This is a genomic window from Bhargavaea sp. CC-171006 (assembly GCF_009761675.1).
GTDB lineage: Bacteria > Bacillota > Bacilli > Bacillales_A > Planococcaceae > Bhargavaea > Bhargavaea changchunensis.
Genome location: NZ_QUZH01000006.1, coordinates 108,142 through 129,271 on the forward strand (window position 1 = coordinate 108,142; position 21,130 = coordinate 129,271).

At 52.7% G+C, this 21,130-nt stretch carries 23 protein-coding genes and 1 riboswitch; of the genes, 19 read left to right on the forward strand and 4 right to left on the reverse strand.

Going from position 1 to position 21,130, the window contains the following annotated elements; genetic code table 11:
* Positions 1 to 38 precede the first annotated feature (38 nt).
* Complete coding sequence (locus DZC51_RS03180) at positions 39 to 1,427, reverse strand: amino acid permease (RefSeq protein ID WP_157293927.1); 1,389 nt, start codon at positions 1,425 to 1,427, stop codon at positions 39 to 41.
* A gap of 339 nt (positions 1,428 to 1,766) precedes the next feature.
* Here DZC51_RS03180 and DZC51_RS03185 point away from each other — a divergent pair, with 339 nt between their 5' ends.
* The 12 genes from DZC51_RS03185 (at position 1,767) to DZC51_RS03240 (ending at position 13,191) form a co-directional block, all read left to right on the forward strand.
* On the forward strand, positions 1,767 to 2,555 hold the full coding sequence (locus DZC51_RS03185) for an aldo/keto reductase (RefSeq protein ID WP_157293974.1): 789 nt from the start codon (positions 1,767 to 1,769) through the stop codon (positions 2,553 to 2,555).
* Between the two features lie 240 nt (positions 2,556 to 2,795).
* On the forward strand, positions 2,796 to 3,656 hold the full coding sequence (locus DZC51_RS03190; protein WP_157293928.1) for a DUF72 domain-containing protein: 861 nt from the start codon (positions 2,796 to 2,798) through the stop codon (positions 3,654 to 3,656).
* Positions 3,656 to 4,480, forward strand: a complete 825-nt coding sequence (locus tag DZC51_RS03195; RefSeq protein ID WP_157293929.1) for a sulfite exporter TauE/SafE family protein — start codon at positions 3,656 to 3,658, stop codon at positions 4,478 to 4,480. Before DZC51_RS03190 ends, DZC51_RS03195 begins: the two co-directional genes overlap by 1 nt.
* Positions 4,481 to 4,487: 7 nt before the next feature.
* Positions 4,488 to 5,867: a bifunctional metallophosphatase/5'-nucleotidase gene (locus DZC51_RS03200; protein ID WP_232524046.1), complete on the forward strand. Its 1,380-nt coding sequence runs from the start codon at positions 4,488 to 4,490 to the stop codon at positions 5,865 to 5,867.
* A 42-nt stretch (positions 5,868 to 5,909) separates the two neighbouring features.
* A complete protein-coding gene (yunB, locus tag DZC51_RS03205; protein WP_232524047.1) occupies positions 5,910 to 6,686 on the forward strand; it encodes a sporulation protein YunB in 777 nt (258 codons plus the stop codon).
* A gap of 59 nt (positions 6,687 to 6,745) precedes the next feature.
* A riboswitch (Lysine riboswitch) is annotated at positions 6,746 to 6,924 on the forward strand.
* Positions 6,925 to 7,059: 135 nt separating this feature from the next.
* Positions 7,060 to 8,655: a Na+/H+ antiporter NhaC family protein gene (locus DZC51_RS03210; RefSeq protein WP_157293932.1), complete on the forward strand. Its 1,596-nt coding sequence runs from the start codon at positions 7,060 to 7,062 to the stop codon at positions 8,653 to 8,655.
* 190 nt (positions 8,656 to 8,845) lie between these two features.
* On the forward strand, positions 8,846 to 10,375 hold the full coding sequence (locus tag DZC51_RS03215; protein ID WP_157293933.1) for a sodium-dependent transporter: 1,530 nt from the start codon (positions 8,846 to 8,848) through the stop codon (positions 10,373 to 10,375).
* A gap of 12 nt (positions 10,376 to 10,387) precedes the next feature.
* On the forward strand, positions 10,388 to 10,492 hold the full coding sequence (locus tag DZC51_RS03220; protein WP_157293934.1) for a methionine/alanine import family NSS transporter small subunit: 105 nt from the start codon (positions 10,388 to 10,390) through the stop codon (positions 10,490 to 10,492).
* Between the two features lie 151 nt (positions 10,493 to 10,643).
* The gene (gene lipA / locus DZC51_RS03225; RefSeq protein WP_157293975.1) at positions 10,644 to 11,573 is read left to right on the forward strand and encodes a lipoyl synthase; all 930 of its coding nucleotides are present in this window, start codon (positions 10,644 to 10,646) and stop codon (positions 11,571 to 11,573) included.
* 14 nt (positions 11,574 to 11,587) lie between these two features.
* A complete protein-coding gene (locus tag DZC51_RS03230) occupies positions 11,588 to 11,932 on the forward strand; it encodes a YutD family protein (protein ID WP_157293935.1) in 345 nt (114 codons plus the stop codon).
* A gap of 42 nt (positions 11,933 to 11,974) precedes the next feature.
* Positions 11,975 to 12,427 carry a DUF86 domain-containing protein gene (locus DZC51_RS03235; protein WP_157293936.1) on the forward strand — a complete coding sequence of 151 codons (453 nt, stop codon included), beginning with the start codon at positions 11,975 to 11,977 and terminating at the stop codon, positions 12,425 to 12,427.
* Positions 12,424 to 13,191: a TIGR01457 family HAD-type hydrolase gene (locus tag DZC51_RS03240; RefSeq protein ID WP_157293937.1), complete on the forward strand. Its 768-nt coding sequence runs from the start codon at positions 12,424 to 12,426 to the stop codon at positions 13,189 to 13,191. Before DZC51_RS03235 ends, DZC51_RS03240 begins: the two co-directional genes overlap by 4 nt.
* A 48-nt stretch (positions 13,192 to 13,239) precedes the next feature.
* On the opposite strand, the gene DZC51_RS03245 is transcribed toward DZC51_RS03240, so the two are convergent.
* Positions 13,240 to 13,482, reverse strand: coding sequence for a YuzB family protein (locus tag DZC51_RS03245; RefSeq protein ID WP_198304044.1), 243 nt, complete (start codon positions 13,480 to 13,482; stop codon positions 13,240 to 13,242).
* A 145-nt stretch (positions 13,483 to 13,627) separates the two neighbouring features.
* Between DZC51_RS03245 and DZC51_RS03250 the strand changes: the two genes are divergently transcribed.
* Positions 13,628 to 14,695, forward strand: coding sequence for an NAD(P)/FAD-dependent oxidoreductase (locus DZC51_RS03250; RefSeq protein ID WP_157293939.1), 1,068 nt, complete (start codon positions 13,628 to 13,630; stop codon positions 14,693 to 14,695).
* A 641-nt stretch (positions 14,696 to 15,336) separates the two neighbouring features.
* On the opposite strand, the gene DZC51_RS03255 is transcribed toward DZC51_RS03250, so the two are convergent.
* Positions 15,337 to 15,666 carry a YuzD family protein gene (locus DZC51_RS03255; RefSeq protein ID WP_157293940.1) on the reverse strand — a complete coding sequence of 110 codons (330 nt, stop codon included), beginning with the start codon at positions 15,664 to 15,666 and terminating at the stop codon, positions 15,337 to 15,339.
* 95 nt (positions 15,667 to 15,761) lie between these two features.
* On the opposite strand from DZC51_RS03255, the gene DZC51_RS03260 reads away from it, so the two are divergent.
* The 5 genes from DZC51_RS03260 (at position 15,762) to DZC51_RS03280 (ending at position 18,932) form a co-directional block, all read left to right on the forward strand.
* On the forward strand, positions 15,762 to 15,983 hold the full coding sequence (locus DZC51_RS03260; protein WP_232524048.1) for a NifU family protein: 222 nt from the start codon (positions 15,762 to 15,764) through the stop codon (positions 15,981 to 15,983).
* A gap of 100 nt (positions 15,984 to 16,083) precedes the next feature.
* Positions 16,084 to 16,446, forward strand: coding sequence for a HesB/IscA family protein (locus DZC51_RS03265; RefSeq protein ID WP_157293941.1), 363 nt, complete (start codon positions 16,084 to 16,086; stop codon positions 16,444 to 16,446).
* 177 nt (positions 16,447 to 16,623) lie between these two features.
* Positions 16,624 to 17,841: an NAD(P)/FAD-dependent oxidoreductase gene (locus tag DZC51_RS03270; RefSeq protein WP_157293942.1), complete on the forward strand. Its 1,218-nt coding sequence runs from the start codon at positions 16,624 to 16,626 to the stop codon at positions 17,839 to 17,841.
* 163 nt (positions 17,842 to 18,004) lie between these two features.
* Positions 18,005 to 18,520 (forward strand): NUDIX domain-containing protein, encoded by a 516-nt coding sequence (locus DZC51_RS03275; protein WP_157293943.1) that lies wholly within the window; start codon positions 18,005 to 18,007, stop codon positions 18,518 to 18,520.
* An 82-nt stretch (positions 18,521 to 18,602) separates the two neighbouring features.
* On the forward strand, positions 18,603 to 18,932 hold the full coding sequence (locus DZC51_RS03280; protein ID WP_157293944.1) for a YuiB family protein: 330 nt from the start codon (positions 18,603 to 18,605) through the stop codon (positions 18,930 to 18,932).
* A gap of 55 nt (positions 18,933 to 18,987) precedes the next feature.
* On the opposite strand, the gene DZC51_RS03285 is transcribed toward DZC51_RS03280, so the two are convergent.
* Positions 18,988 to 19,464 carry a divergent PAP2 family protein gene (locus tag DZC51_RS03285; protein WP_157293945.1) on the reverse strand — a complete coding sequence of 159 codons (477 nt, stop codon included), beginning with the start codon at positions 19,462 to 19,464 and terminating at the stop codon, positions 18,988 to 18,990.
* 119 nt (positions 19,465 to 19,583) lie between these two features.
* Between DZC51_RS03285 and DZC51_RS03290 the strand changes: the two genes are divergently transcribed.
* Positions 19,584 to 21,092, forward strand: coding sequence for a leucyl aminopeptidase (locus DZC51_RS03290; protein ID WP_157293946.1), 1,509 nt, complete (start codon positions 19,584 to 19,586; stop codon positions 21,090 to 21,092).
* The last annotated feature ends 38 nt before the right edge of the window (positions 21,093 to 21,130 follow it).

Sequence of the window (21,130 nt, forward strand, 5' to 3'; positions counted from 1 at the left end):
ACGAACAATATGGATAGCGATCTGGAGATTGATGGTTTTCAATATTTGACCGGCTCATGCTCATCAACCTGAACCACTTCAATTCTCTTGGAGATGCGGGTTTTATAGATCACGGCGAGCATGATAAACCAGACAGGTGTCACCATAAGGGAAATGCGCGTATCTTCCGCAATCGCGAGCACAACCAGCACGAATGCCAGGAAAGCGAGGATCAGATAGTTGGCAAACGGGTAAAGCGGCATCTTGAATTTGTTCGCCTTGGCCAATTCAGGTCTGGTTTTGCGATATTTCAGATGACTGAGAACGGTGATTCCCCAAATGAAAATAAAGCAGACGGTGGAAATGCTCGTGATCAGGGTGAACACCCCTTCAGGCATGACGTAGTTCAAGATAACGGAAATCAGGATCACACCTGCCGAGAAGAACAAGGCACGGGATGGCACTTTGCGCCGGTCCAGATTGGCGAACTGCTCCGGCGCATCTTTTTCCTTGGCCAGGGAAAACAGCATCCGGCTTGTACTGAAAATGGCACTGTTGCAGGCCGAGGCCGCTGAAGTCAGAACGACAAAATTGACGATTGCGGCAGCAGCTGCAATACCGACTGCGACAAACACTTGGACAAACGGGCTTGCTGCAGGATTAATGGCGTCCCAAGGATAGACACTCATGATGACGAAGAGGGCACCGATATAGAAAATCAGGATCCGGATCGGGATGCTGTTGATCGCCTTTGGAAGCACTTTTTCCGGGTTTTCCGTTTCTCCGGCTGTGAGTCCGACAAGTTCAATCCCGACAAAGGCGAATACGACCATCTGGAATGACAGGATAAAGCCGTTGATGCCGTTCGGGAACAATCCGCCGTTATTCCAGATATTTGAGAATGCGGCCGTTCCTGAATCGGTGGAAAAACCTTTCATGATCATGAAAATACCGACCACGATCAGGCCGATGATCGCGATGATTTTGATCAGGGCAAACCAAAATTCCATTTCTCCGAAAAGCTTCACGGTCGCCAGGTTCATGAGAAGCAAGACGACGAGTGCGATGAGTCCGGGCATCCATTGGGGGATCCCGGGAAACCAATACTGCGAATAGATTCCGATGGCGGTCAGGTCAGCCATGGCAATGCAGATCCAACAGAACCAATAGGTCCATCCGGTAATGAACGCTGCCATTTCTCCGAAATAATCCTTAACAAAGTCCACAAAAGAGTGATACTCCAAATTACTCATCAGGAGTTCGCCAAGCGCACGCATAATCAGAAATAAAATAACGCCTGTGATCAGATAAGATAGTAAAATTGATGGCCCCGCCAAATGGATGGACTTTCCCGCTCCAAGGAATAACCCTGTACCGATGGCTCCCCCGATGGCAATCAGTTGTACGTGTCTGTTTTTTAAACCTCTTTCCAATGTCTGTTCCTGCATATTCATTCCCCTCCCCAAAAACTCCGATGAACAAAAAAAGGACAGAAGAACGCGATACTCCGGTCTTTGTCCGATTTTTTGATGAATACTCTCAATAACGAACATCTTCCTTCAACCGAACTAGAGTTCAAGATTAAGAGCATAAATAATATTTAAATTACTTATATTTGAATATTAATTTTTCGGGTGAATTTTGTCAATCGGCTTTTCTGACCAGGACTATGACTTTATCCTCATTGGCTTAGCTGCAGGTTGCTTGTGGTACTCAATAATAGAAGGGAGAGAGACCAATTGGACATTCCTTATGTTGAGCTGAAAGATGGTCAAAACCTGCCTGCAATGGGCTATGGCACTGTATTCCTGAAAGGCAGCGAAGCGGTTGCATCATTTCAGTCTGCAATCAATAACGGCTACCGGCTGCTGGATTCCGCCTATAATTACGAGAACGAAGGGACACTTGGAGAGTCGATCAGGAAAAGCCGGGTCAGCAGGGAAGAACTGATCGTTACGTCCAAGCTGCCGGGACGTTATCATGATTACAAAGAGGCGCTGAAAGCCATCGAGGAATCGCTATTCCGTACCAGTCTGGATCATTTCGACCTGTACCTGATTCACTGGCCGAACCCGAAGGAAGGCAAGTACGTGGAAGCCTGGCAGGCCATGATAGAAGCGAAAAAAAGAGGGCTTATCCGCTCAATCGGCGTCAGCAACTTCCTGCCGGAACATATGGAGCAGCTGGAGAAGGAGACAGGGGAGCTGCCGGTCATCAATCAGATCGAGATGCATCCGTTCTTTAATCAGGCTGAGCAGCGAAAATGGCATGAAGAGCGGGGAATCATTACGGAAGCATGGAGCCCGTTGTTCCGGGGACGCGGCGTCTTGAGTGAGCCTGTCATCATTGAGCTATCGGAGAAGTATGGGAAAACCCCCGCGCAAATTGTATTGCGCTGGCATTATCAGCATGGAGTGATCTCTATACCACGATCCGCGCATCCTGACAGGCAGCGGGAAAACATGTCGATTTTCGATTTTGAATTGTCTTCGGAGGACATGGAGAAAGTCGATTCTCTTAGCCGCCGTGACGGCCGCATCGACGATCAGGATCCGGCGGTTTATCAGGAGTTTTGAATGGGTTCAAATGTCGGGGTTCATCCCCAAAGTGTCCAGCCCCGTATTTGAGTGACGTGGTCCGTCTATCGGGCGGTACGATGTTGTGATGAAGAGCTGGCTTTCACAAAGTAGGGGCAGTGTTGCACTGCCCTTTATTCTCATTGACTATACCGTGCAGCATGGGCTTTCCGGGTCTCTGATGCGGGTATTGTGATAAGATGAATCATATGGAAATAGGATGAAGGGAGAGGGAGGCCCATGATCAGGGTTGGCCTGACCGGATGGGGCGACCACCCGGATGTTTACAGCCCCACTTCCAAGAAAACGGAGAAGCTGCAAGACTACAGCGGCCATTTCAAGGTTGTTGAATTGGATTCAACCTTTTACGCGATCCAGTCGGAACGGAATATCCGGAAATGGATCGGCGAGACGCCGGACGATTTCGGTTTTATCATCAAGGCGTATCAGGGCATGACGGGACACCACAGAGGGCGTCTCCCCTATGAATCGGAAGAAGAGATGTTCCGGCTTTTCCGGCTTTCGGTCGGGCCGATGCTCGAAGCCGGCAAGCTGCCGATGATCCTTGCCCAATACCCGCCTTGGTTCGACTGCACCAAAGACAATGTCGGGGTGCTGAGGAAGATGAGGGAGTATCTCGAAGGGCTGGACGTGGCCGTCGAGTTCCGGCATCAGTCCTGGTACTCGGAAAAGTACCGGGAAGGCACTCTGGAATTCCTGCGGGAGCAAGAATTCATCCATTCGGTGTGTGACGAGCCTCAGGCGGGAGACGGAAGCGTTCCCTTCGTACCGGCAGCCACCCGAGAGGACAAAACGCTTGTCCGTCTGCACGGACGCAACACGGCCGGGTGGAAATCCAACGGGCGTGACGACAAAAAATGGCGGGAAGTCCGCTACCTGTATGATTACAATGATAGCGAACTGGCAGGACTGGCCGAAGAGATATCCGGCATCGCTTCAGAGGATGTCTATGTCGTCTTCAACAACAACTCGGGCGGACATGCCGCTGAAAATGCCAAGCGCTTCATGGGAATCGCGGGGATTGAAACGGACCGGCCAGGCGCTCAGCAACTGGATCTGTTCGGCGGGGAGGACCTCTGATGGAGTTTGTTATTCTTGCAATAACGGGGCTGTTCGCCGGCATCGTCGGCGCTTTGGTCGGCCTCGGAGGCGGTGTGATCCTCGTGCCGGCAGCCCTTTATTTCGGCATCACACTCGGCTGGGTGCCGGGTTTGACCCCGCAGAGGATCGTCGGCCTGTCCGTCATCATGATGATTTTCATCGGTCTGTCTTCAACGCTCTCCTATATGAAGTCGAAGACGGTGGATTACCGGAGCGGACTGATCTTTTTCGCGGGAAGCATCCCCGGAACGATTCTGGGTGCCTACGTTAACAAAGGGCTGGATTTGCCTTCGTTTAATCTGTATTTCGGCATCCTGCTCATCTTTCTGTCCGTGCTCCTGCTCGTGAGAAAGCACCTGAAACCGGTACGATGGTTTGTCGAGCATGGCAGGGCGCTCACTTTCCGGGATTCGGAAGGGACTGTCCATAAATACGGGTATCCCGTCTGGTTTGCGGTCATGCTGACATTCGGTGTCGGCTTTGCTTCGGGGCTCTTCGGGATCGGCGGAGGCTCGATCATCGTTCCCGCGATGATTCTGCTGTTCCTGTTTCCGCCGCATGTTGCCGTGGGCACGTCGATGTTCATGGTCTTCCTGTCCGCCATCGTCAATGCGGCCAGCCATATCTCACTCGGCAATGTCCCGTGGCTTTATACGCTCCCAGTCGTGCCGGCTGCATACATAGGGGCGAAAGTCGGAGCGGCCCTGAACAAACGGCTGAACTCTGAAGCACTTGTGACCGCACTCCGGATCATTCTCCTGATCACGGGGATCCGGTCCATCTATGAAGGAATCTGGGGCTGATTGCACGTTGAAAGAAACCATTCACATTTACCATACGAATGACCTTCACAGCCATTTTGAAAGGTGGCCGAGAATCCGGGATTTCCTAATGAAGCGCAAGGCGCTCCATAAGGAACAGGGAGAAGCCTGCTATCTGTTTGATATTGGTGACCATATCGACCGTTCCCATCCCTATACGGATGCCACGAGGGGGAAAGGGAATGTCATCATGCTGAATGAAATCGGCTATGATGCCGTCACGATCGGCAACAATGAGGGCATCACCCTTTCACCTGAAGAACTCACTGATCTTTACGGGGAAGCGGAATTTCCTGTCGTTCTGGACAATCTTTTCATGGAAGACGGAAACCGGCCCGGCTGGATGGTTCCTGACGCCTATCTGACGACCCGCTCCGGCATCCGCATCGGGCTGATTGCCGCGACTGCCGATTTCAGCACGTCCTATGAACGAATGGGATGGAAGGTGACCGGTCCGCGCTCAGCACTTGAGGCGGCAGCGCCCCGAGTCAGCAGACAGTCGGACATTCTGGTCTGCCTCTCGCATATGGGGTCTTCGGAAGACGACCGGCTTGCGGATCACACGGAAGGCCGGATCGATGTCATCCTCGGCGGACATACCCATCACCTGTATCCGGACGGCAGGGAAGTTGGCGGCACGCTGATCGCCGCTGCCGGCAAGTGGGGGCAGTACATCGGTGAGGTTACACTGACATTCGACCATGCTGAAGGCCGGGTCGTACAAGCCCGTGCCGAGGTCCATGATACGGAGACCCTTCCCAAACCCGATGACGATACGGGCTATGACCGGCAGTTAAGGGAGAAGGCGGCGGATCTCCTGTCGGCAACCGTGTTTTTGAATCCAACTGAATTGAAGGGGGGCTGGGACGGTCCGACGCCGCTTTCCGATCTGTTTGCCGACGCCCTCCTTTTCCACACAGGCGCCGACTGCGCCATGTTCAACTCGGGCATCTTGCTCGGAGGACTGCCTGAAGGTCCCATTTCCGGCATGGACCTGCACAGGCTGCTGCCGCATCCGATCAACCCCTGTGTCATCACGCTGTCAGGCGCAGAACTTGAAGAGGCGTATGATCTGAGTCTGAATCCCGAATGGCCGGACATCCGGCTCAAAGGCCTGGGGTTCCGGGGCGAGAAGATGGGGGCGATGATCCATCAAGGAATCGGCCGCGGAAAGGACGGAAAGCTGTATATATCAGGAAGTCCGGCGGATTCGGACCGCATGTACATGCTTGCAACGTTGGATCTGTTCACATATGGGTTCTTTTTCCCGGCATTCAAGCAGGCCAGGAAAGAATACTTCATGCCGGAATTGATCAGGGACGTCCTCGCCGGATATGCCATCCGGAAGTTTGGAACCCCGTCCTCATAAATTGATCCCTCTCCCCGTAAGATGGGGCAGGGGGATTATTTATTGAAGTTTCCTTATGCGCGCAGGAGGAGGCTGCGATCCAGGTCGGGAAAGAGGAGGCTCCTGCCGCTTCTCCTCCCGGTCGGACTCATCCTGATGGCGGGATTTTTCTATTTCACCAATGCTCGTCTTGGACCGGCGCTCACGCAATACGCGGAAGTGCAGACCCAGAAAATCGCATCCGAGGTCATTGCGAAGGCGATTGATGCCCGGACTGCCAATGTGCTCGACATAAACGACATTATTGAATACGTTCCGTCTGAACAATCGGAAGTGGTGACGGCAAAATTAAACACGGAAATCATCAACCGGTTTATTGCAGAAACCCACCGACTGGTTTCGGATCATCTGGAAATGGCAGAAGCGGGAGAACTGAACACGTTGCCGAAGCTCGAGAACATCGAGTACGATGTGGAGACAATGAAGGACAGGGACGGGATTGTGTTTTTCGTGCCGCTCGGGCAGGCGATCGGCATGCCTATTTTAGGGAATCTGGGGCCGAAGATACCGATCCGATTCCATGTGATCGGTGACGTACATGCCAACCCGAAAACAGAAATCCGTGAGTTTGGCATCAACAATGCACTTGTTCAAGTGGATGCGATCATCCAGGTGAATGTTCAAATCATCGTGCCATTTGCGTCCAAGCAATCGAGAGTCGAGCAACGGATCCCGATTGCCATCGGGCTCGTTCAGGGGCAGGTGCCGCATATCTTCAACAAAGGGGAGAATGTGGATCCGCCGTCGATCGAGGTGCCGATCCCGCTTCCTGAGGAATAAGTTGCTATTGCAATCGGCAGGGTCATCTATTATAATCGGTGACATGGTATGAATAGAATCGATTGGGTAGAGGCCGCAATCGCTTATGAGTAGCACACGTGAGTTGACAACGATGACCGTGCGTAAAAGGAAGCATTGCCGAAGTGGACCGGAGCAGTCAGTGAAGGTCCGCTGGGGCCATTCCGAACAGGGATGGCACTGTCATGCGGGAAGATCTGCATGGAGAGCTACAGATCGTACGTTGTAATGAGTTATTTCAACTGACGAACGTAGTGGACGGCCGGCTTCCCTTTGCGCCAACAGCGCAGGGTGCCGGCTGTTTTTGCTTTTGCGGAAAAGCTTTTACCCCTTCAAAAAAAATGGAGGAATCAAAATGTCAGGTACTATATTCTCGATCCTGCCGCCGATTATCGCCATCGTCATGGTACTGATCACGAAACGTGTACTTCTCTCACTCGGCACAGGTATTATTGCAGGGGCATTGATCGTGGCCTCATTCAGCCCGCTGGAATCGATCAAAGCGTTCTGGACGGCGCTTACGATCACTTTCTGGGACGGCGGCCTGAACACATATAACATTTTCATTATGCTGTTTGTCATCTTGCTTGGCGTTCTTACAGCATTTGTGAGCCTTTCCGGAGGGAGCCGTGCATTTGCAGAATGGGCAACAAAGCGTATCCGGACCCGGCGGGGGGCCAGATTGCTTCCGGTATTTCTCGGAATCCTGATTTTCGTCGATGATTACTTTAATGCTCTTGCCGTCGGACAGATTGCTCGTCCCGTTACGGATAGCCACAAGATTTCACGCGCCAAACTGGCATATTTCATCGACTCGACTTCGGCACCGATTTGTGCGATTGCCCCGATCTCCAGTTGGGGTGCTTACCTGATCGGAGTCATCGGAACAATCCTGGCGGGTGCATCGGTTGTTTCTTATTCTGCGCTCGAGGCATTCCTGCTCATGATCCCGATGAACTTCTATGTACTCTCCACTCTGGTCTTTGTGCTCTTCGCGGCACTCACCAACTTTGACTTCGGGGAGATGCGCAAACATGAGCGCAGGGCGATTGAAAAAGGTGAATTGTTTGATCCGAATAAGGAAGTGCCGGGTGAACTCAAGGAAGAATTCCCTGTCCACAACAATGGCCGTGTCATCGACCTTGTCCTGCCGATTGTCACACTCGTCGCCGTCACCTTTGGCACAATGATGCTGACGGGCTATCGGGGGAGCATGGCCGAATACGGCCGGGCGGATATCTGGACCATCTTTGAGATGACCGATGTTCCACTGTCGCTTCTTGCGGGCGGACTTGCAGGTGTGGCGATTGCTTTTATTCTCTATATGACCCAGCCGGGCAAAGCGGATTATCAGAAGTCGCGCTTTATCCTCCCGGCATTCATCAGCGGAGTCAGGGCGATGATGCCGGCGGTATCCATCCTCGTTCTCGCATGGGCACTTACGTATCTGATCGGTGAGCTTGAAACAGGTGCATTCCTCTCGCAAGTGGTGGAGAGCGCCAACATTCCAACTGAACTTCTGCCGGCAATCATGTTTATCCTGGCAGGAATAATGGCCTTTTCTACAGGGACTTCCTGGGGCTCGTTCGGTATCCTCCTCCCGATTGCGGGTGAAATCATGCTGAATGCGGCGCCTGAGATGCTGATTGCATCCCTTGCAGCCGTTCTTGGCGGTGCGGTGTTCGGAGACCACTGTTCACCGATATCTGATTCTACAATCATGTCTTCGACAGGGGCGGGTTCAAACCATATCGATCATGTTTCCACACAACTTCCGTATGCACTTGTAAGCGCAGTGTTTGCGGCAATCGGATATGTGGTGATGGGGTTAACAGGTTCTCTTGTTGCCGGCCTTGCAACTGTAGCGCTCCTTCTGGCAACGGTTATTGTCATTTGGATGATGAAAGGACGTACGGCAACTCCGGCTATGCATGGAAATACCGAGAACTGAGACAAAAGACAGGGTAAAACCCTGTCTTTTGTTGTATCTTCAAAACTTGTCGAAAAAGAAAAAAGACTTTGACTTCATATTTGGGGGTCGTTATACTTACAATAGAGTTAAAGAAGTCTGAATAAAATAAATCTTCCCGTTTATTAAAAATGTGGGGGATAACCGGGGAGAGACATCAAGGGGGATCAATATGGAACAGCGTTCACAATGGGGGACAAGGGCCGGCTTTATCTTGGCTGCGGTGGGGTCCGCAATCGGCCTGGGGAACATCTGGCGTTTTCCTTATGTCGCCTATGAAAATGGCGGCGGGGCATTTTTCATTCCGTATTTATTCGCGCTTCTTACTGCCGGAATCCCGATTCTGATCATGGAATTCACAATCGGGCAGAAGTACCGCGGATCGGCACCGCTTTCCTTCTTCAGGATGGAAGGGAAAAAGGCCGAATGGCTGGGATGGTGGGGAGTCTTTGTCGCATTCGTGATCTCCACCTATTATTCGGTCATCATCGCATGGGCGATGAAATACACGGTGTATTCGTTTAACCTTCAGTGGGGAGATGACACCCAGGGCTTCCTGTTCGGTGATGTTCTGAACCTGGCTGATGTACCGGGACAGGTCGGCGGCTTTGTTCCGGGTGTGCTCATTCCGCATATTCTCGTATGGGTCATCGTTTTCGGAATTCTGTTCGCGGGGGTCAAGAAAGGGATTGAGCTCGCCAACCGGATCTTCATTCCGGCGCTCGTCATTGTCTTCCTGCTCATTGTCATCCGTGCCGTCACGCTTCCTGGCGCATTGACCGGGCTCGAAGCATTCTTCAAGCCGGACCTCAGCCAGCTGGCGAATGGAACCGTCTGGGTAGCCGCCTACGGCCATATCTTCTTCAGTCTCTCAATTGCTTTCGCGATCATGATCACTTACTCGAGCTATCTGCCAAGAAAATCTGATATTACCAACAACGCCTTCATCACAGGCTTTGCGAACTCCGGCTTTGAACTTCTCGCGGGGATCGGTGTCTTCGCCGCCCTGGGGTTCATGGCGGTGCAGAGCAACGTCCCGGTGGATGAGGTGGCAACTGCAGGAGTCGGGCTCGCCTTTGCGGTATTCCCGCAGATCATCAACGAGTTTCCGGGGATGAACGCACTGTTCGGCGTCCTGTTCTTCCTGTCTCTCGTTCTGGCAGGGCTTACATCGCTGATCTCCATTTGTGAGACGTATGTGGCAGGACTTTCCGAGAAGCTGGGCATTTCCAGGAATAAAGCGGTCATCTTTGGTGCTGGTCTTGCCTCACTGATCTCGCTCCTGTTTACGACACGCGGGGGCCTTTACTTCCTCGATGTGGTCGACTATTTCATCAACCAGTTTGGCGTCGCCTTCATCGGTCTGGTCGAAGTCATCGCAGTGGCCTGGATTTTCCGCAAGCTTGACTTGTTCAAGGCGCATGCCGATCCGATGTCAGACATCCGCATCGGCGGCTGGTGGAAATTCTCTCTGATGTTCATCACGCCGATCGTCCTTGGCTACATGATGTTCGATCTGTTCCGGACGAACCTCGGGAAGCGGTTTGATGGAGAAACCGGCAACTATGAAGGATACTCGGATGCCTTCATCATGGGCGCGGGCTGGTCGGTGGCCATCGCCGCACTTGTCCTCGGCATCGTGTTCACCATGATCAAGTGGAACAGCCGCGCACTAGAACCATATGACAGAGACGAAACGTAAGGGGGAAGGAACATGAGCGGATCCGCAATATTCATGATGATCCTCGGCATCCTGATCATTTGGGGAGGCCTGGCGGCAAGCATTGCAAATGCCGTCATCAAAGGGAAAAACCGCTAAGTGCCGATTATGGAAAGCGTCCTATTACGGGGCGCTTTTTTGCATGGATGTCATCTGTTCCGAATTTTTGAGGCTGTTGTCCCGGCGTGTCCATTGTGTTACATTGACAATAGTGAGCATTTTCAATACAGAGAGAATGGAGCCGATGGCGATGACATCTTGCAAGCCGGGAAACGAGCACATCCGAAAGCCGGATTGGCTTAAAATAAAGCTGAACACCAATGAGAACTATGTAGACCTTAAAAAGATGATGCGCGAAAAAGGACTGCATACCGTCTGTGAAGAGGCGCGTTGCCCAAACATCCACGAATGCTGGGGTGAGCGCAGGACGGCTACATTCATGATCCTTGGTGCAGTCTGTACGAGAGCCTGCCGCTTCTGCGCGGTTAAAACGGGACTGCCGAATGAACTTGACCTGGCCGAGCCGGAGCGCGTAGCCGATTCAGTCGCCCTGATGAATCTCAAGCACGCCGTCATTACGATGGTGGCACGCGACGATCAGCGCGACGGAGGAGCAGGTGTGATGGCAGAAACCATCCGGGCCATTCGACGCAAAAATCCGTTTACCACGGTGGAAGTACTGCCTTCCGACCTTGCAGGTGATTATGACAGCCTGAAGACTCTGATGGACGCCAAACCGGATATCCTGAACCACAATATCGAGACAGTGCGCCGAATGACCAAACGTGTCCGCGCACGGGCAACCTACGATCGCTCCCTTGAGTTCCTTCGCCGGGCAAAGGAGATGCAGCCGGAAATTCCGACAAAGTCCTCCCTCATGGTAGGCCTCGGCGAGACATGGGAAGAAATCATTGAAACGATGGATGATCTCCGCGAGAATAATGTGGATATCATGACTATCGGCCAGTATCTCCAGCCGACGAAAAAACATATTGCTGTTCAGAAATACTACACGCCGCAGGAATTTGGCGAGCTCCGCAAGATCGCCATGACCAAAGGCTTCTCCCATTGCGAAGCCGGCCCTCTGGTTCGAAGCAGCTACCACGCGGATGAGCAGGTCAACGCAGCCGCCCGCGAACGACAGCGCCGCGGGGAAAGTGAACTGGCCGTCCAATCCTGAAAGAAGGAACGAACATGATCAAGATCGAAAATACCGAGTATGAAGTGGTCAGGGATTACCGGGACGCATTGCAGGAAGAAGCTCTTGAGTCCCGCTACAGCGACATCCTTACCAAATATGACTACATCGTCGGTGACTGGGGTTATGGCCAGCTCCGGCTTCGGGGCTTCTTCGACGATAAGAATCCGAAGGCGACCATTGCGACGAAAATCAGCACACTCGAGGACTATCTGTATGAGCACTGCAATTTCGGCTGTGCCTACTTTGTCCTTAAGAAAATTTCGAAGCCAAAAGGGAACTCTAAAAAACAGGGTGCCCAGCAAGAAATGGAACAGGATGACCCGCAAAACGGCGAATAAGCCGTTGCGGGTTTTCGTCTTGAACCGACAGGAGGAATCATCATGTATTTTATCGACCGAAACAAAGTGGAACAGACCGCATCGCATATGGAGTATCTTTTCGAGGTGTACGACAGCCGCTCTGATTGGACAAACAGTCCGGTAGGGAAGCTTGCGATGGAGCGCATCGCCCATAACCTGATTGAATCGGTAATCGACATCGGCAACACGCTGATCGACGGTTTCATCATGCGGGACCCGGGAAGCTATGAAGACATCATCGATATTCTCCTTGATGAGAAAGTAATTGAAGCGGATATGGAGGCACCCCTAAAAGAGATGGTGGGCCTGAGGAAAATGATTGTCCGTGAATTCATGGATGTCGACGCATCCGAGACTGAGCGTGTGCTCAACGAAACGATGCCGGCTCTCCGGCGTTTCCCGGACTCCACACGCCGCTACCTGGCCGAGGAACTCGGTCCGGTTTCCGCTTTTCTTCCGGAGGAAAATGAATGAAGGAATACCGCGCCTGGTGCTTTGATCTTGACGGTACAGTCTACCGGGGAGATGTGCCGATTCCTGAAACAGTCCGTTTTATCAGGAGTCTTAGGGAGAAAGGGGCCGGCGTGTTTTTTGTAACCAACAACTCCGCGCTGACACCGGAGCGGCAGGCCGAAAAGCTGATGGGGATGGGCATAACAGCCGCTCCCGAAGAAATCATGACCTCCTCCGTGGCGACAGCTGACCATCTGCTGAAAAATCACGGCACCATTCCGGTCTACATGATCGGTGAAGAGGGACTGCGGTCGGCACTGACGTCTGCGGGACACCGGATTGTACGGGAAGCCCCGGATGCCGTAGTGGTCGGCATCGACCGTGAAATCACCTATGGCAAGCTGGCCGACGCTTCGCTTGCCGTCTCTGCGGGTTCAGCATTCGTCGCGACGAATAGCGATAAAGCGTATCCGACAGAACGGGGGCTGGTTCCCGGAAACGGTGCATTTGCCGGGCTGATCGAGCTCGCGACCGGAGTAAGTCCATTTTATATCGGCAAGCCGTCCGTCCCGATGCTGGAGGCGCTGGCCGATCGGCACGGGTTGGAAAAGGAAGAGATGATCATGGTCGGAGACAATTACGAGACCGACATCGTGGCCGGTATCCGCTACGGCATCGATACAGTGCATGTGGATACCGGGGTGACACGTACGTCCGCCCTGTCAAACTACGGGGAACAGCCGACCTATGCCCTGAAGACACTTGACGGATGGGGAGCAAACTGAAAAGCGCAATGCCGGATGGGCATTGCGCTTTTTCTATATGGGACTGCATCAGAACAGCGGATTCTCTTCAATAAAACGGTAGATGTTTTCCTTTAGTTCATTCGGCGTCTCGCCCTCGACGATCTCTCCGTTGACGACCGCGTATAGCGATTCGGCACATTGCGAGCAGAAGCTGAGGCAGCCGTATTCGAGGACATCAAGATTCGGGTCCTGTTCAAGTTCCTCGAATGTTTTCTGTGAACCGCAGGCCATGTTGCTCATGCAGAATTCTACGATCGGATTCACAAACATTCACCTCTCCTACCCGGAAATCGTACTCTTTTTTCAACCGCCCGTCAATTAAACGGCTTATTGTGAAACACCTCACATTCCGATATAATGGCGATGGAACGCAAGAATATAGATCGAATATTGAACTTCATCAAAGGAGATTACCATGAAGAAACTAGTCCTGTTAGGCGGCGGCTACGGTAATATGAGGATTCTGCTCCGCCTTCTGCCCAATCAAATTACTGATGACCGGGAAATCATCCTGATCGACCGGACGCCGTTTCATAGTCTGAAGACCGAATTCTACGCCCTGGCGGCAGGGACGGTCCCGGATGCGGAAGTCCGTGTCGATTTTCCTGAGCACGAACGTCTCAGGACAGTCACCGCAGAGGTCGTCGACATCAACATGGATGAGAAGTGCGTTTATCTCGACAACGGCGACAGCATCCGTTATGACGATCTCGTCATCGGCCTCGGCTGCGATGATAACTATCATGATGTGCCGGGTGCTGCGGAGTATACACACAGCATCCAGACCATCCGCAAGTCACGTGATACATACCGTGAGGTTCTGGGTCTGTCCGGGGGCGCGACGGTCGCCATCGTCGGTGCCGGCCTGAGCGGCATTGAAATCGCAAGTGAACTCCGTGAGAGCCGCCCGGACCTGAACATTAAACTGTTTGACCGAGGACCGCGGATTCTCCGTGACTTCCCGGAGCGTCTCAGCAATTATGTGCAACGCTGGTTTGATGACAACAATGTGGAAGTCATCAGCAACTCGAACATTACAAAAGTGGAACCGCATCTGCTTTACAACCATGAAAATTCGATTCCGGCAGATGCAGTCGTATGGACCGCGGGGATCCGCCCTGTAGAAATCGTGCGCAACCTGGATGTCGAGAAAGCCGGAGGCGGCCGTGTCGTTCTTACGCCGCACCACAACATTCCTAATTACGAAAACGTCTATGTGGTGGGCGACTGCGCCGCGCTCCCTCACGCGCCAAGCGCCTATCTTGCCGAGGAGCAGGGCGAACAGATTGTCAAAGTGCTGAAAATGCGCTGGAACGGAGAGACCCTTCCGGAAAAAATGCCGGAGATCAAACTCCAGGGCATCGTCGGCTCGCTCGGCAAGAAAAAAGGCTTCGCCTTCCTCGCCGACCGCACCGTCACCGGCCGCATCGCGCGCCTGCTGAAGTCGGGCATCCTCTGGATGTACAAATGGCATAACGGCTAATGAGGTAAGAAACCCTTGCTACATCAAGAGATTATGGGGCTCTAACCGGGGAGAAAACACCGAAAGCCACATTTCGGAAACATTCCGTTCACTTTGAGCGGCCACCCATTGGGTTGGCCGCTCTTTTGAACCATGTTCATCATTTCACAGTACTAACAGTCACATTAGTAAGATGATCAAGGAACGCTTTATAATTATAGAAAAGAAATTGTTAGAGGAAGCAAGATAAAGATAGGCGTATAATGTGATTTAAAACTGACGGCATAGAAGTCTAATAGAATACAACAACAGTCATAATTAATAAAATCAAGCTACATGAACGGATTGAAGCGAAGGGCCTGAGACTCCTCGAAAATGCTGCGCATTTCCTTCGTGCGAGGCGGATTCGAGGAGGTTTCTCTGTCCTGCGGGAAAAGCGTTAGCCGAAGACCCCGCAGGATGTTACGCAACGCTTTCGCGATGCGCACAGACGCCAGTCTCCGTACTGGCGTCGGCTAAGGCAACGCCCGGGGTAAGCGAGGGCGCGCAGCGTAAATCCGAAGGATTCTTTGAAGGAATCATAAATAGAGCCAAAAACTGCAGGCAAAGGAGCACTATGCTCACATTGTCTGCAGTCCATCACTCAGTATATTTGGGGAAGCTTAAGCCTCCGCCATAAACCCATGCTTCTCAAGTTCTTTGAACACCGGTTTCAGCTGGATATACCCTTCGCCGACAACTTCTCCGCCGACCACGACAAGCGGGTAGAAGAATTCGTCATCCCGTACTCGTGAAGCGATGTCAGCGCGTACCGGATCCTCGATCGGCTTTTCGATATCGATGTAATCGATTCGGAATGGCTGTCCAGGATATTTCCTGGAAATGGCGGCTTCAAGCCACTCATATGTATCTTTCGAAGAGGGTGCATTGACACAGCTTGCACAGATGACATCGGCACCGTATACTTCGATATTGATCCCTTTTTCATTCATAAATAATCCCCCCGGTTTCCGTTATGGATTTTCTGGCTTGAACACATTATAATGAAATCAGTGAAAGGAGTCGAATCGAAGTGACAGAAACAGCGATGATGGATGGTGTACAAGAAGTCCTGGATAAACTGCGTCCGTTCCTTCTCCGCGATGGCGGCGACTGCGAACTCGTTGATGTTGAGGACGGCATCGTGAAACTCCGCCTGCTTGGTGCGTGCGGAACCTGCCCAAGTTCGACAATCACGCTTAAAGCCGGCATCGAGCGTGCGCTCATCGAAGAAGTGCCGGGCGTCGTCGAAGTAGAACAGGTCTTTTGATCTTTCGGATCCGCCATGGCGGATCCTTTTCAATAATCGGGCCGGTCATTTGAACCGGCGGGCAACAAACGATATGATGAAAGAAAAGGAGTGAGGGTAAATGACACAAGTGGTGGAACTGACGGAAGCTGCGGCCTATCAGGTGAAGGAAATGATGGTCAACAACGAAGAGGAAGGTTCTTTCCTTCGTGTCGGGGTCAACGGCGGCGGATGCAGCGGACTGACCTACGGCCTCAACTTCACGAGAGAGCGCAACGAAGATGATCAATTCCTCGAACTGCACGGGATCCCGATTGTCGTCTCCAAAGAGGACGCAGGCATCCTGAACGGAACGAAAATCGATTACAAGCAATCCCTCATGGGTGGTGGCTTCACGATCACCAATCCAAATGCCATTGCATCATGCGGCTGCGGTACATCGTTCAGGACGGCCAGGAAAGAAGGCACACCAGAAAAATGCTGATTAAAAGACCGGATTTCCGGTCTTTTTTATTTCCCTGTCACCTCTTGAAAACCCCCATATAAAGGACTAAACTAAAGATGAAGGAATTTGTCGATTACGGCGCAACGCCGTGACAATCACGGCATTGTGGCCGTCCTGCATTTATATACACATTTCATAAAGGTGGTTGGGATTGAAGTGAAGAGACCTACAGTTCTGGTGCTCGGAGGCGGATACGGCGGACTTTCTACAGTCGTTAACCTTCAGAAAAAGATCGGCACCGATGATATGGACATTGTCCTCGTAAACAAAAACGACTATCACTACGAATCGACCTGGCTTCATGAAGCTGCAGCCGGAACGCTTAAGCCCGAAGATGTACGCTATGACATCAAGCGCGTCATCAATGACAGCAAGGTGAAGTTCGTCAAGGCAACGGTTGAGTCAATTGATGTCGACAACAAGAAGGTCGGTACAGATGCAGGCGAACTCACGTATGATTATCTCGTGATCGGGCTTGGATTTGAAGGCGAAACCTTCGGAATCGAAGGACTCGACAAGTATGCACTCGGCATCGCTGACGTGAACGCCGCGCGCCAGATCCGCGAACATATCGAATATCAGTTTGCGACTTGGTCGCTGGAAGAGGAAAAAGATGATTCCCGCCTGACGATCGTCGTCGGCGGTGCAGGATTCACGGGAATCGAGTTCCTTGGTGAACTCGGAAATCGCGTTCCGGAGCTTTGCGAGGAGTTTGACGTGCCGCGGGAAAAAGTCCGCGTCATCTGTGTGGAAGCCGCACCGATGGTCCTCCCTGGCTTTGATCCGCAGCTAGTTGATTATGCGACATCCTATCTGAAATCAAAGGGAATCGAATTCTCCATCGGCACTCCTGTTGTGGAAGCGACTCCTGAAGGCGTCAAGATCAAGACCGGTGAAGAGAAGTTCGAATTCATCAAAGCCGGCACAGTTGTCTGGGCTGCAGGTGTACGTGGCAACCGCCTGATCGAAGAAACATCGATCGAAAGCAAGCGTGCCCGTGTGGCCGTGCGTGAAGACATGCGCGCACCAGGATACGATGACGTCTTCATCGTCGGTGACTGCGCGTTTCTCATGAATGAGGATGCAGGCCGTCCATACCCGCCGACCGCTCAGATTGCGATGCAGCAGGGCGTTCAGGTTGCGGAAAACATCATCAGCCTCGCCAAAGGCGGCAAGACGAAGAAATTCGTTCCTGACCTGAAAGGAACAGTATGCTCGCTAGGCGATGACGATGCGATCGGTAATGTATTCGACGGCAAGCTGGTCACAGGCAAGAAAGCCAGCTTCCTGAAGAAGATGATCGATAACCGTGCGCTCTATATGATCGGCGGACCATCGCTCGTCATCAAGAAAGGTAAATTCGACATTCTTTAATGGATGTCCGGGCGGCAAGTCCTTTTCATGGGCGGGCCGCCCGATTTGCTATGTAAAGGCAACCTCCCCGATTCGGCTCCGGCATTCTCACGGAACCGCTTCGGGGAGATTTTTTAAACTGACTACTTCAGGACAACGGTCAGGATGAGGGGGAGGAGAAGGTATGGGGAAAGAACGGGGGAAAGTATGGCTGGGTGCAGCGGGCATTGTCATGAACGGAAACGGGGAATGGCTGGTTGTGAAAAAGACGTACGGCGGCCTGAAAGGCAAGTGGTCGTTTCCGGCAGGTTTCGTGGAGCCGGGAGAACGGGCGGATGAAGCCGCGATTCGCGAGGTGGCCGAAGAAACCGGTATCCGGACCGAGCTCACCGGAATGGCGGGGTTCAGGACAGGCGTACTGAAAGGGGAAGTCAGTGATAACATGGCTCTGTTTCTTCTCCGGCCGCTTTCGGATACACAGCCGGTGATTCCTCAGGAACGGGAAATTGCCGAAGCCAGATGGATGACGCCCGGTGAATTGGCGGCTTCTCCGGATTCGTCACTCCTGATCCATGAGATTGCAGGAGAAGCCGTTGACGGCGGTTTGCCGGAAGTCCGCGGAGCCTGGCCTGGAGACATTTTTGGATATACCAGTTATAAGTTCTTTTTCCGCAAAGGCGGAACCGATCCTGATTTCTGACAGATTGGTGAACGGGGACCGGCTTGTTGAAAGCAGGTCCCCGTTCCGGTAAACTGATGAAAGGAAATCGGAGGTTTGCGAATTGGACGGTTCATTATCCATTGTAGAAGTTTTGCTGTCGTTCCTGCTGTTCATGGTCATGTTCTTCGGGATCGGCTTCCTACTGAATATGCTGCTCCGCATGACATGGCTCATGGCGATCGTCTACCCGATCGTTGTCATCCTGATCGTGGATGAAGTGAGGGTACTGGACTACTTCACCAGCCCCGGCATGGCTTTCAGCAGCCTTGGGGACAAGCTGGTCTCCCTGCATGCCGCAGATATTGTCATCCTGATCGGTGGCTTTGTCGGCGCCATCATCGCGGGCATCGTCATGATCATTCTCCGGAGAATGGGCTATAGGATGTTCTGACAACAGACAAAAAGCGTTCCGCCTTCAGGCGGGACGCTTTTTAATATTTCAACGGTCAGAGCAGGAAAGCATACAGGATGACGGACAGGAAAATACCGGTCAGGGCACCGGCATATACTTCACTCGGCTTGTGCCCGAGGAGGGTTTTCAGCTCCTCAATCTTCTGCTGTTCATCCTTCTGCGGCCATTCCCTGGTCGTCTGGATAAAGTTCCGGAAATCTGTTCGCATCTGGTTGATGACGACTGCCTGCTGGCCGGCCTGGAAGCGCACGCCCGATGCATCGAACATGACGATGATCGCAAAAACGGCTGAGACCGCAAAGATGGTGGAATCAAGGCCATGCTCGAATCCGATGGCTGTCGTCAGCGAGGAGACGGCGGCGGAATGGGAGCTCGGCATGCCGCCGGTGGAAGTGAACAGCCTCCAATCCACTTTACGGGTGGCCAGATAATGGATAGGGATCTTGATGAATTGGGCAAAGAATATACTGAACACCGCCACCCATAGTGGAGCGTTTTGAAATAGTTCCATGCTGGCACAACCTTTCAGGCAGAAGATAATCAAAATTATAACATATCATGGGGAGCCGGCTGACCCGCCAGTCCGTCATTCCGGTATAATGAGGACGAAAGCTGGATGGAGGGATAAAGATGGAAGTCACTGTACAGAAAAACAGTCTGGAAGGCATTACTGCGGATGTCCTGATCGTAGGGGTTCCGAAACACCCTGAACATGTGGAAGGCTGGGAACAGCTGGATGCCCTGTTCGGAGGGGCTCTTACCGGATGGGTACGCTCGGGCGATGTTGCATCTGGACGCAGCGAATACACCCGAGTGCCGGCCATGCCGGATGCGGGATTCAGCCGAGTCCTGTTTACAGGACTCGGTAATGACAAGACGCTGGATGCTGACGATCTGAGAAAAGTGTTTGCCGGGGCAGGTAAAGAGCTTCGCAAGATGAAAGCGGAAACGGCTGCTGTCTGGTCTGCTTCTTATACCTCAGGCGATTTTGAGGATGCGGACATTGCTTTTGCAGCGGCGGAGGGCCTGGGTCTTGGCACTTATGCATTTGAAGATTATAAAACAGGCTCCAATGAGAAACAAGTGGAGTTGCGCGAGGTCACGCTTCTTTCGGATGCGGGAGCAGACGTGATCAAGCCAGCCTTCGGTGTCGGCCGTGTTTATGCGGATGCAGTCAACGAAGCAAGGGATCTTGTGAACACACCCGGCAACATTCTGACTGCTACCGCAATGGCGGACTATGCGGCACGTCTGGCCGAGCAGTATGGATTCGGAATCGAGGTCCTCGGCCGCGCAGAGATGGAAGAGCTTGGCATGGGTGCCATCCTTGCGGTCAATCAAGGCTCGGTCGAAGAGCCGCGGCTGATCGTCCTGAAGTACGAAGCAACAGAAAACTGGGAAGACGTGGTCGGCCTGGTCGGCAAAGGGATCACCTTTGATACGGGAGGATACTCGATCAAGACGAAGACCGGCATTGTCGGCATGAAGGGTGACATGGGCGGAGCGGCAGCAGTGCTCGGCGCAATGCGCATCATCGGTGAACTTCGTCCGAAAAAGAATGTGGTCGCCGTCATTGCCTCGACGGACAATATGATTTCGGGCAGCGCCTTCAAGCCGGATGATGTCATCACCTCACTGAGCGGCAAGACGATCGAAGTACTGAACACAGATGCCGAAGGACGGCTCGTCCTGGCGGATGCAGTCACTTACGCCAAGCAGTCGGGGGCGAATTACCTTGTGGACGTCGCGACGCTCACAGGGGGCGTCATCACTGCTCTGGGCTATGATAAGACCGGGGCGCTATCCAACAATGAGGGCTTCTTTGAAACGTTCCTGGAAGCCGCTTCCGAAACCGGGGAGTTCGTCTGGAGGCTGCCGCTTACGGAAAGCGACAAAAAGCGGATCCGCAAGAGTGACGTGGCGGATCTCAACAACTCTCCGGGAAGCGATGGCCATATGATTTTCGGCGGGGGATTTGTCGGCGAGTTTGCAGAGGACACACCATGGATTCATCTGGATATCGCTGGAACGTCCGGTGCTTCGTCACAACATGAGCTGGGGCCAAAAGGCGGCACTGGTGTCATGGTGAGGACCCTGGCGACTCTTGTAGACCTGATGGCGGAAGAATCAGGGGAATAATGCCCAGGCCCGGGCGGGCTTCCGGCATAGGATAGCGA

Bases quoted from the DNA above. Each gene is read 5' to 3' on its own strand.
- DZC51_RS03180 (WP_157293927.1), bottom strand. From the start codon at position 1,427: ATGCAGGAACAGACATTGGAAAGAGGTTTAAAAAACAGACACGTACAA.
- DZC51_RS03185 (WP_157293974.1), top strand. From the start codon at position 1,767: ATGGGCTATGGCACTGTATTCCTGAAAGGCAGCGAAGCGGTTGCATCA.
- DZC51_RS03190 (WP_157293928.1), top strand. From the start codon at position 2,796: ATGATCAGGGTTGGCCTGACCGGATGGGGCGACCACCCGGATGTTTAC.
- DZC51_RS03195 (WP_157293929.1), top strand. From the start codon at position 3,656: ATGGAGTTTGTTATTCTTGCAATAACGGGGCTGTTCGCCGGCATCGTC.
- DZC51_RS03210 (WP_157293932.1), top strand. From the start codon at position 7,060: ATGTCAGGTACTATATTCTCGATCCTGCCGCCGATTATCGCCATCGTC.
- DZC51_RS03215 (WP_157293933.1), top strand. From the start codon at position 8,846: ATGGAACAGCGTTCACAATGGGGGACAAGGGCCGGCTTTATCTTGGCT.
- DZC51_RS03220 (WP_157293934.1), top strand. From the start codon at position 10,388: ATGAGCGGATCCGCAATATTCATGATGATCCTCGGCATCCTGATCATT.
- lipA (WP_157293975.1), top strand. From the start codon at position 10,644: ATGACATCTTGCAAGCCGGGAAACGAGCACATCCGAAAGCCGGATTGG.
- DZC51_RS03230 (WP_157293935.1), top strand. From the start codon at position 11,588: ATGATCAAGATCGAAAATACCGAGTATGAAGTGGTCAGGGATTACCGG.
- DZC51_RS03235 (WP_157293936.1), top strand. From the start codon at position 11,975: ATGTATTTTATCGACCGAAACAAAGTGGAACAGACCGCATCGCATATG.
- DZC51_RS03240 (WP_157293937.1), top strand. From the start codon at position 12,424: ATGAAGGAATACCGCGCCTGGTGCTTTGATCTTGACGGTACAGTCTAC.
- DZC51_RS03245 (WP_198304044.1), bottom strand. From the start codon at position 13,482: ATGTTTGTGAATCCGATCGTAGAATTCTGCATGAGCAACATGGCCTGC.
- DZC51_RS03250 (WP_157293939.1), top strand. From the start codon at position 13,628: ATGAAGAAACTAGTCCTGTTAGGCGGCGGCTACGGTAATATGAGGATT.
- DZC51_RS03255 (WP_157293940.1), bottom strand. From the start codon at position 15,666: ATGAATGAAAAAGGGATCAATATCGAAGTATACGGTGCCGATGTCATC.
- DZC51_RS03260 (WP_232524048.1), top strand. From the start codon at position 15,762: ATGATGGATGGTGTACAAGAAGTCCTGGATAAACTGCGTCCGTTCCTT.
- DZC51_RS03265 (WP_157293941.1), top strand. From the start codon at position 16,084: ATGACACAAGTGGTGGAACTGACGGAAGCTGCGGCCTATCAGGTGAAG.
- DZC51_RS03275 (WP_157293943.1), top strand. From the start codon at position 18,005: ATGGGGAAAGAACGGGGGAAAGTATGGCTGGGTGCAGCGGGCATTGTC.
- DZC51_RS03285 (WP_157293945.1), bottom strand. From the start codon at position 19,464: ATGGAACTATTTCAAAACGCTCCACTATGGGTGGCGGTGTTCAGTATA.
- DZC51_RS03290 (WP_157293946.1), top strand. From the start codon at position 19,584: ATGGAAGTCACTGTACAGAAAAACAGTCTGGAAGGCATTACTGCGGAT.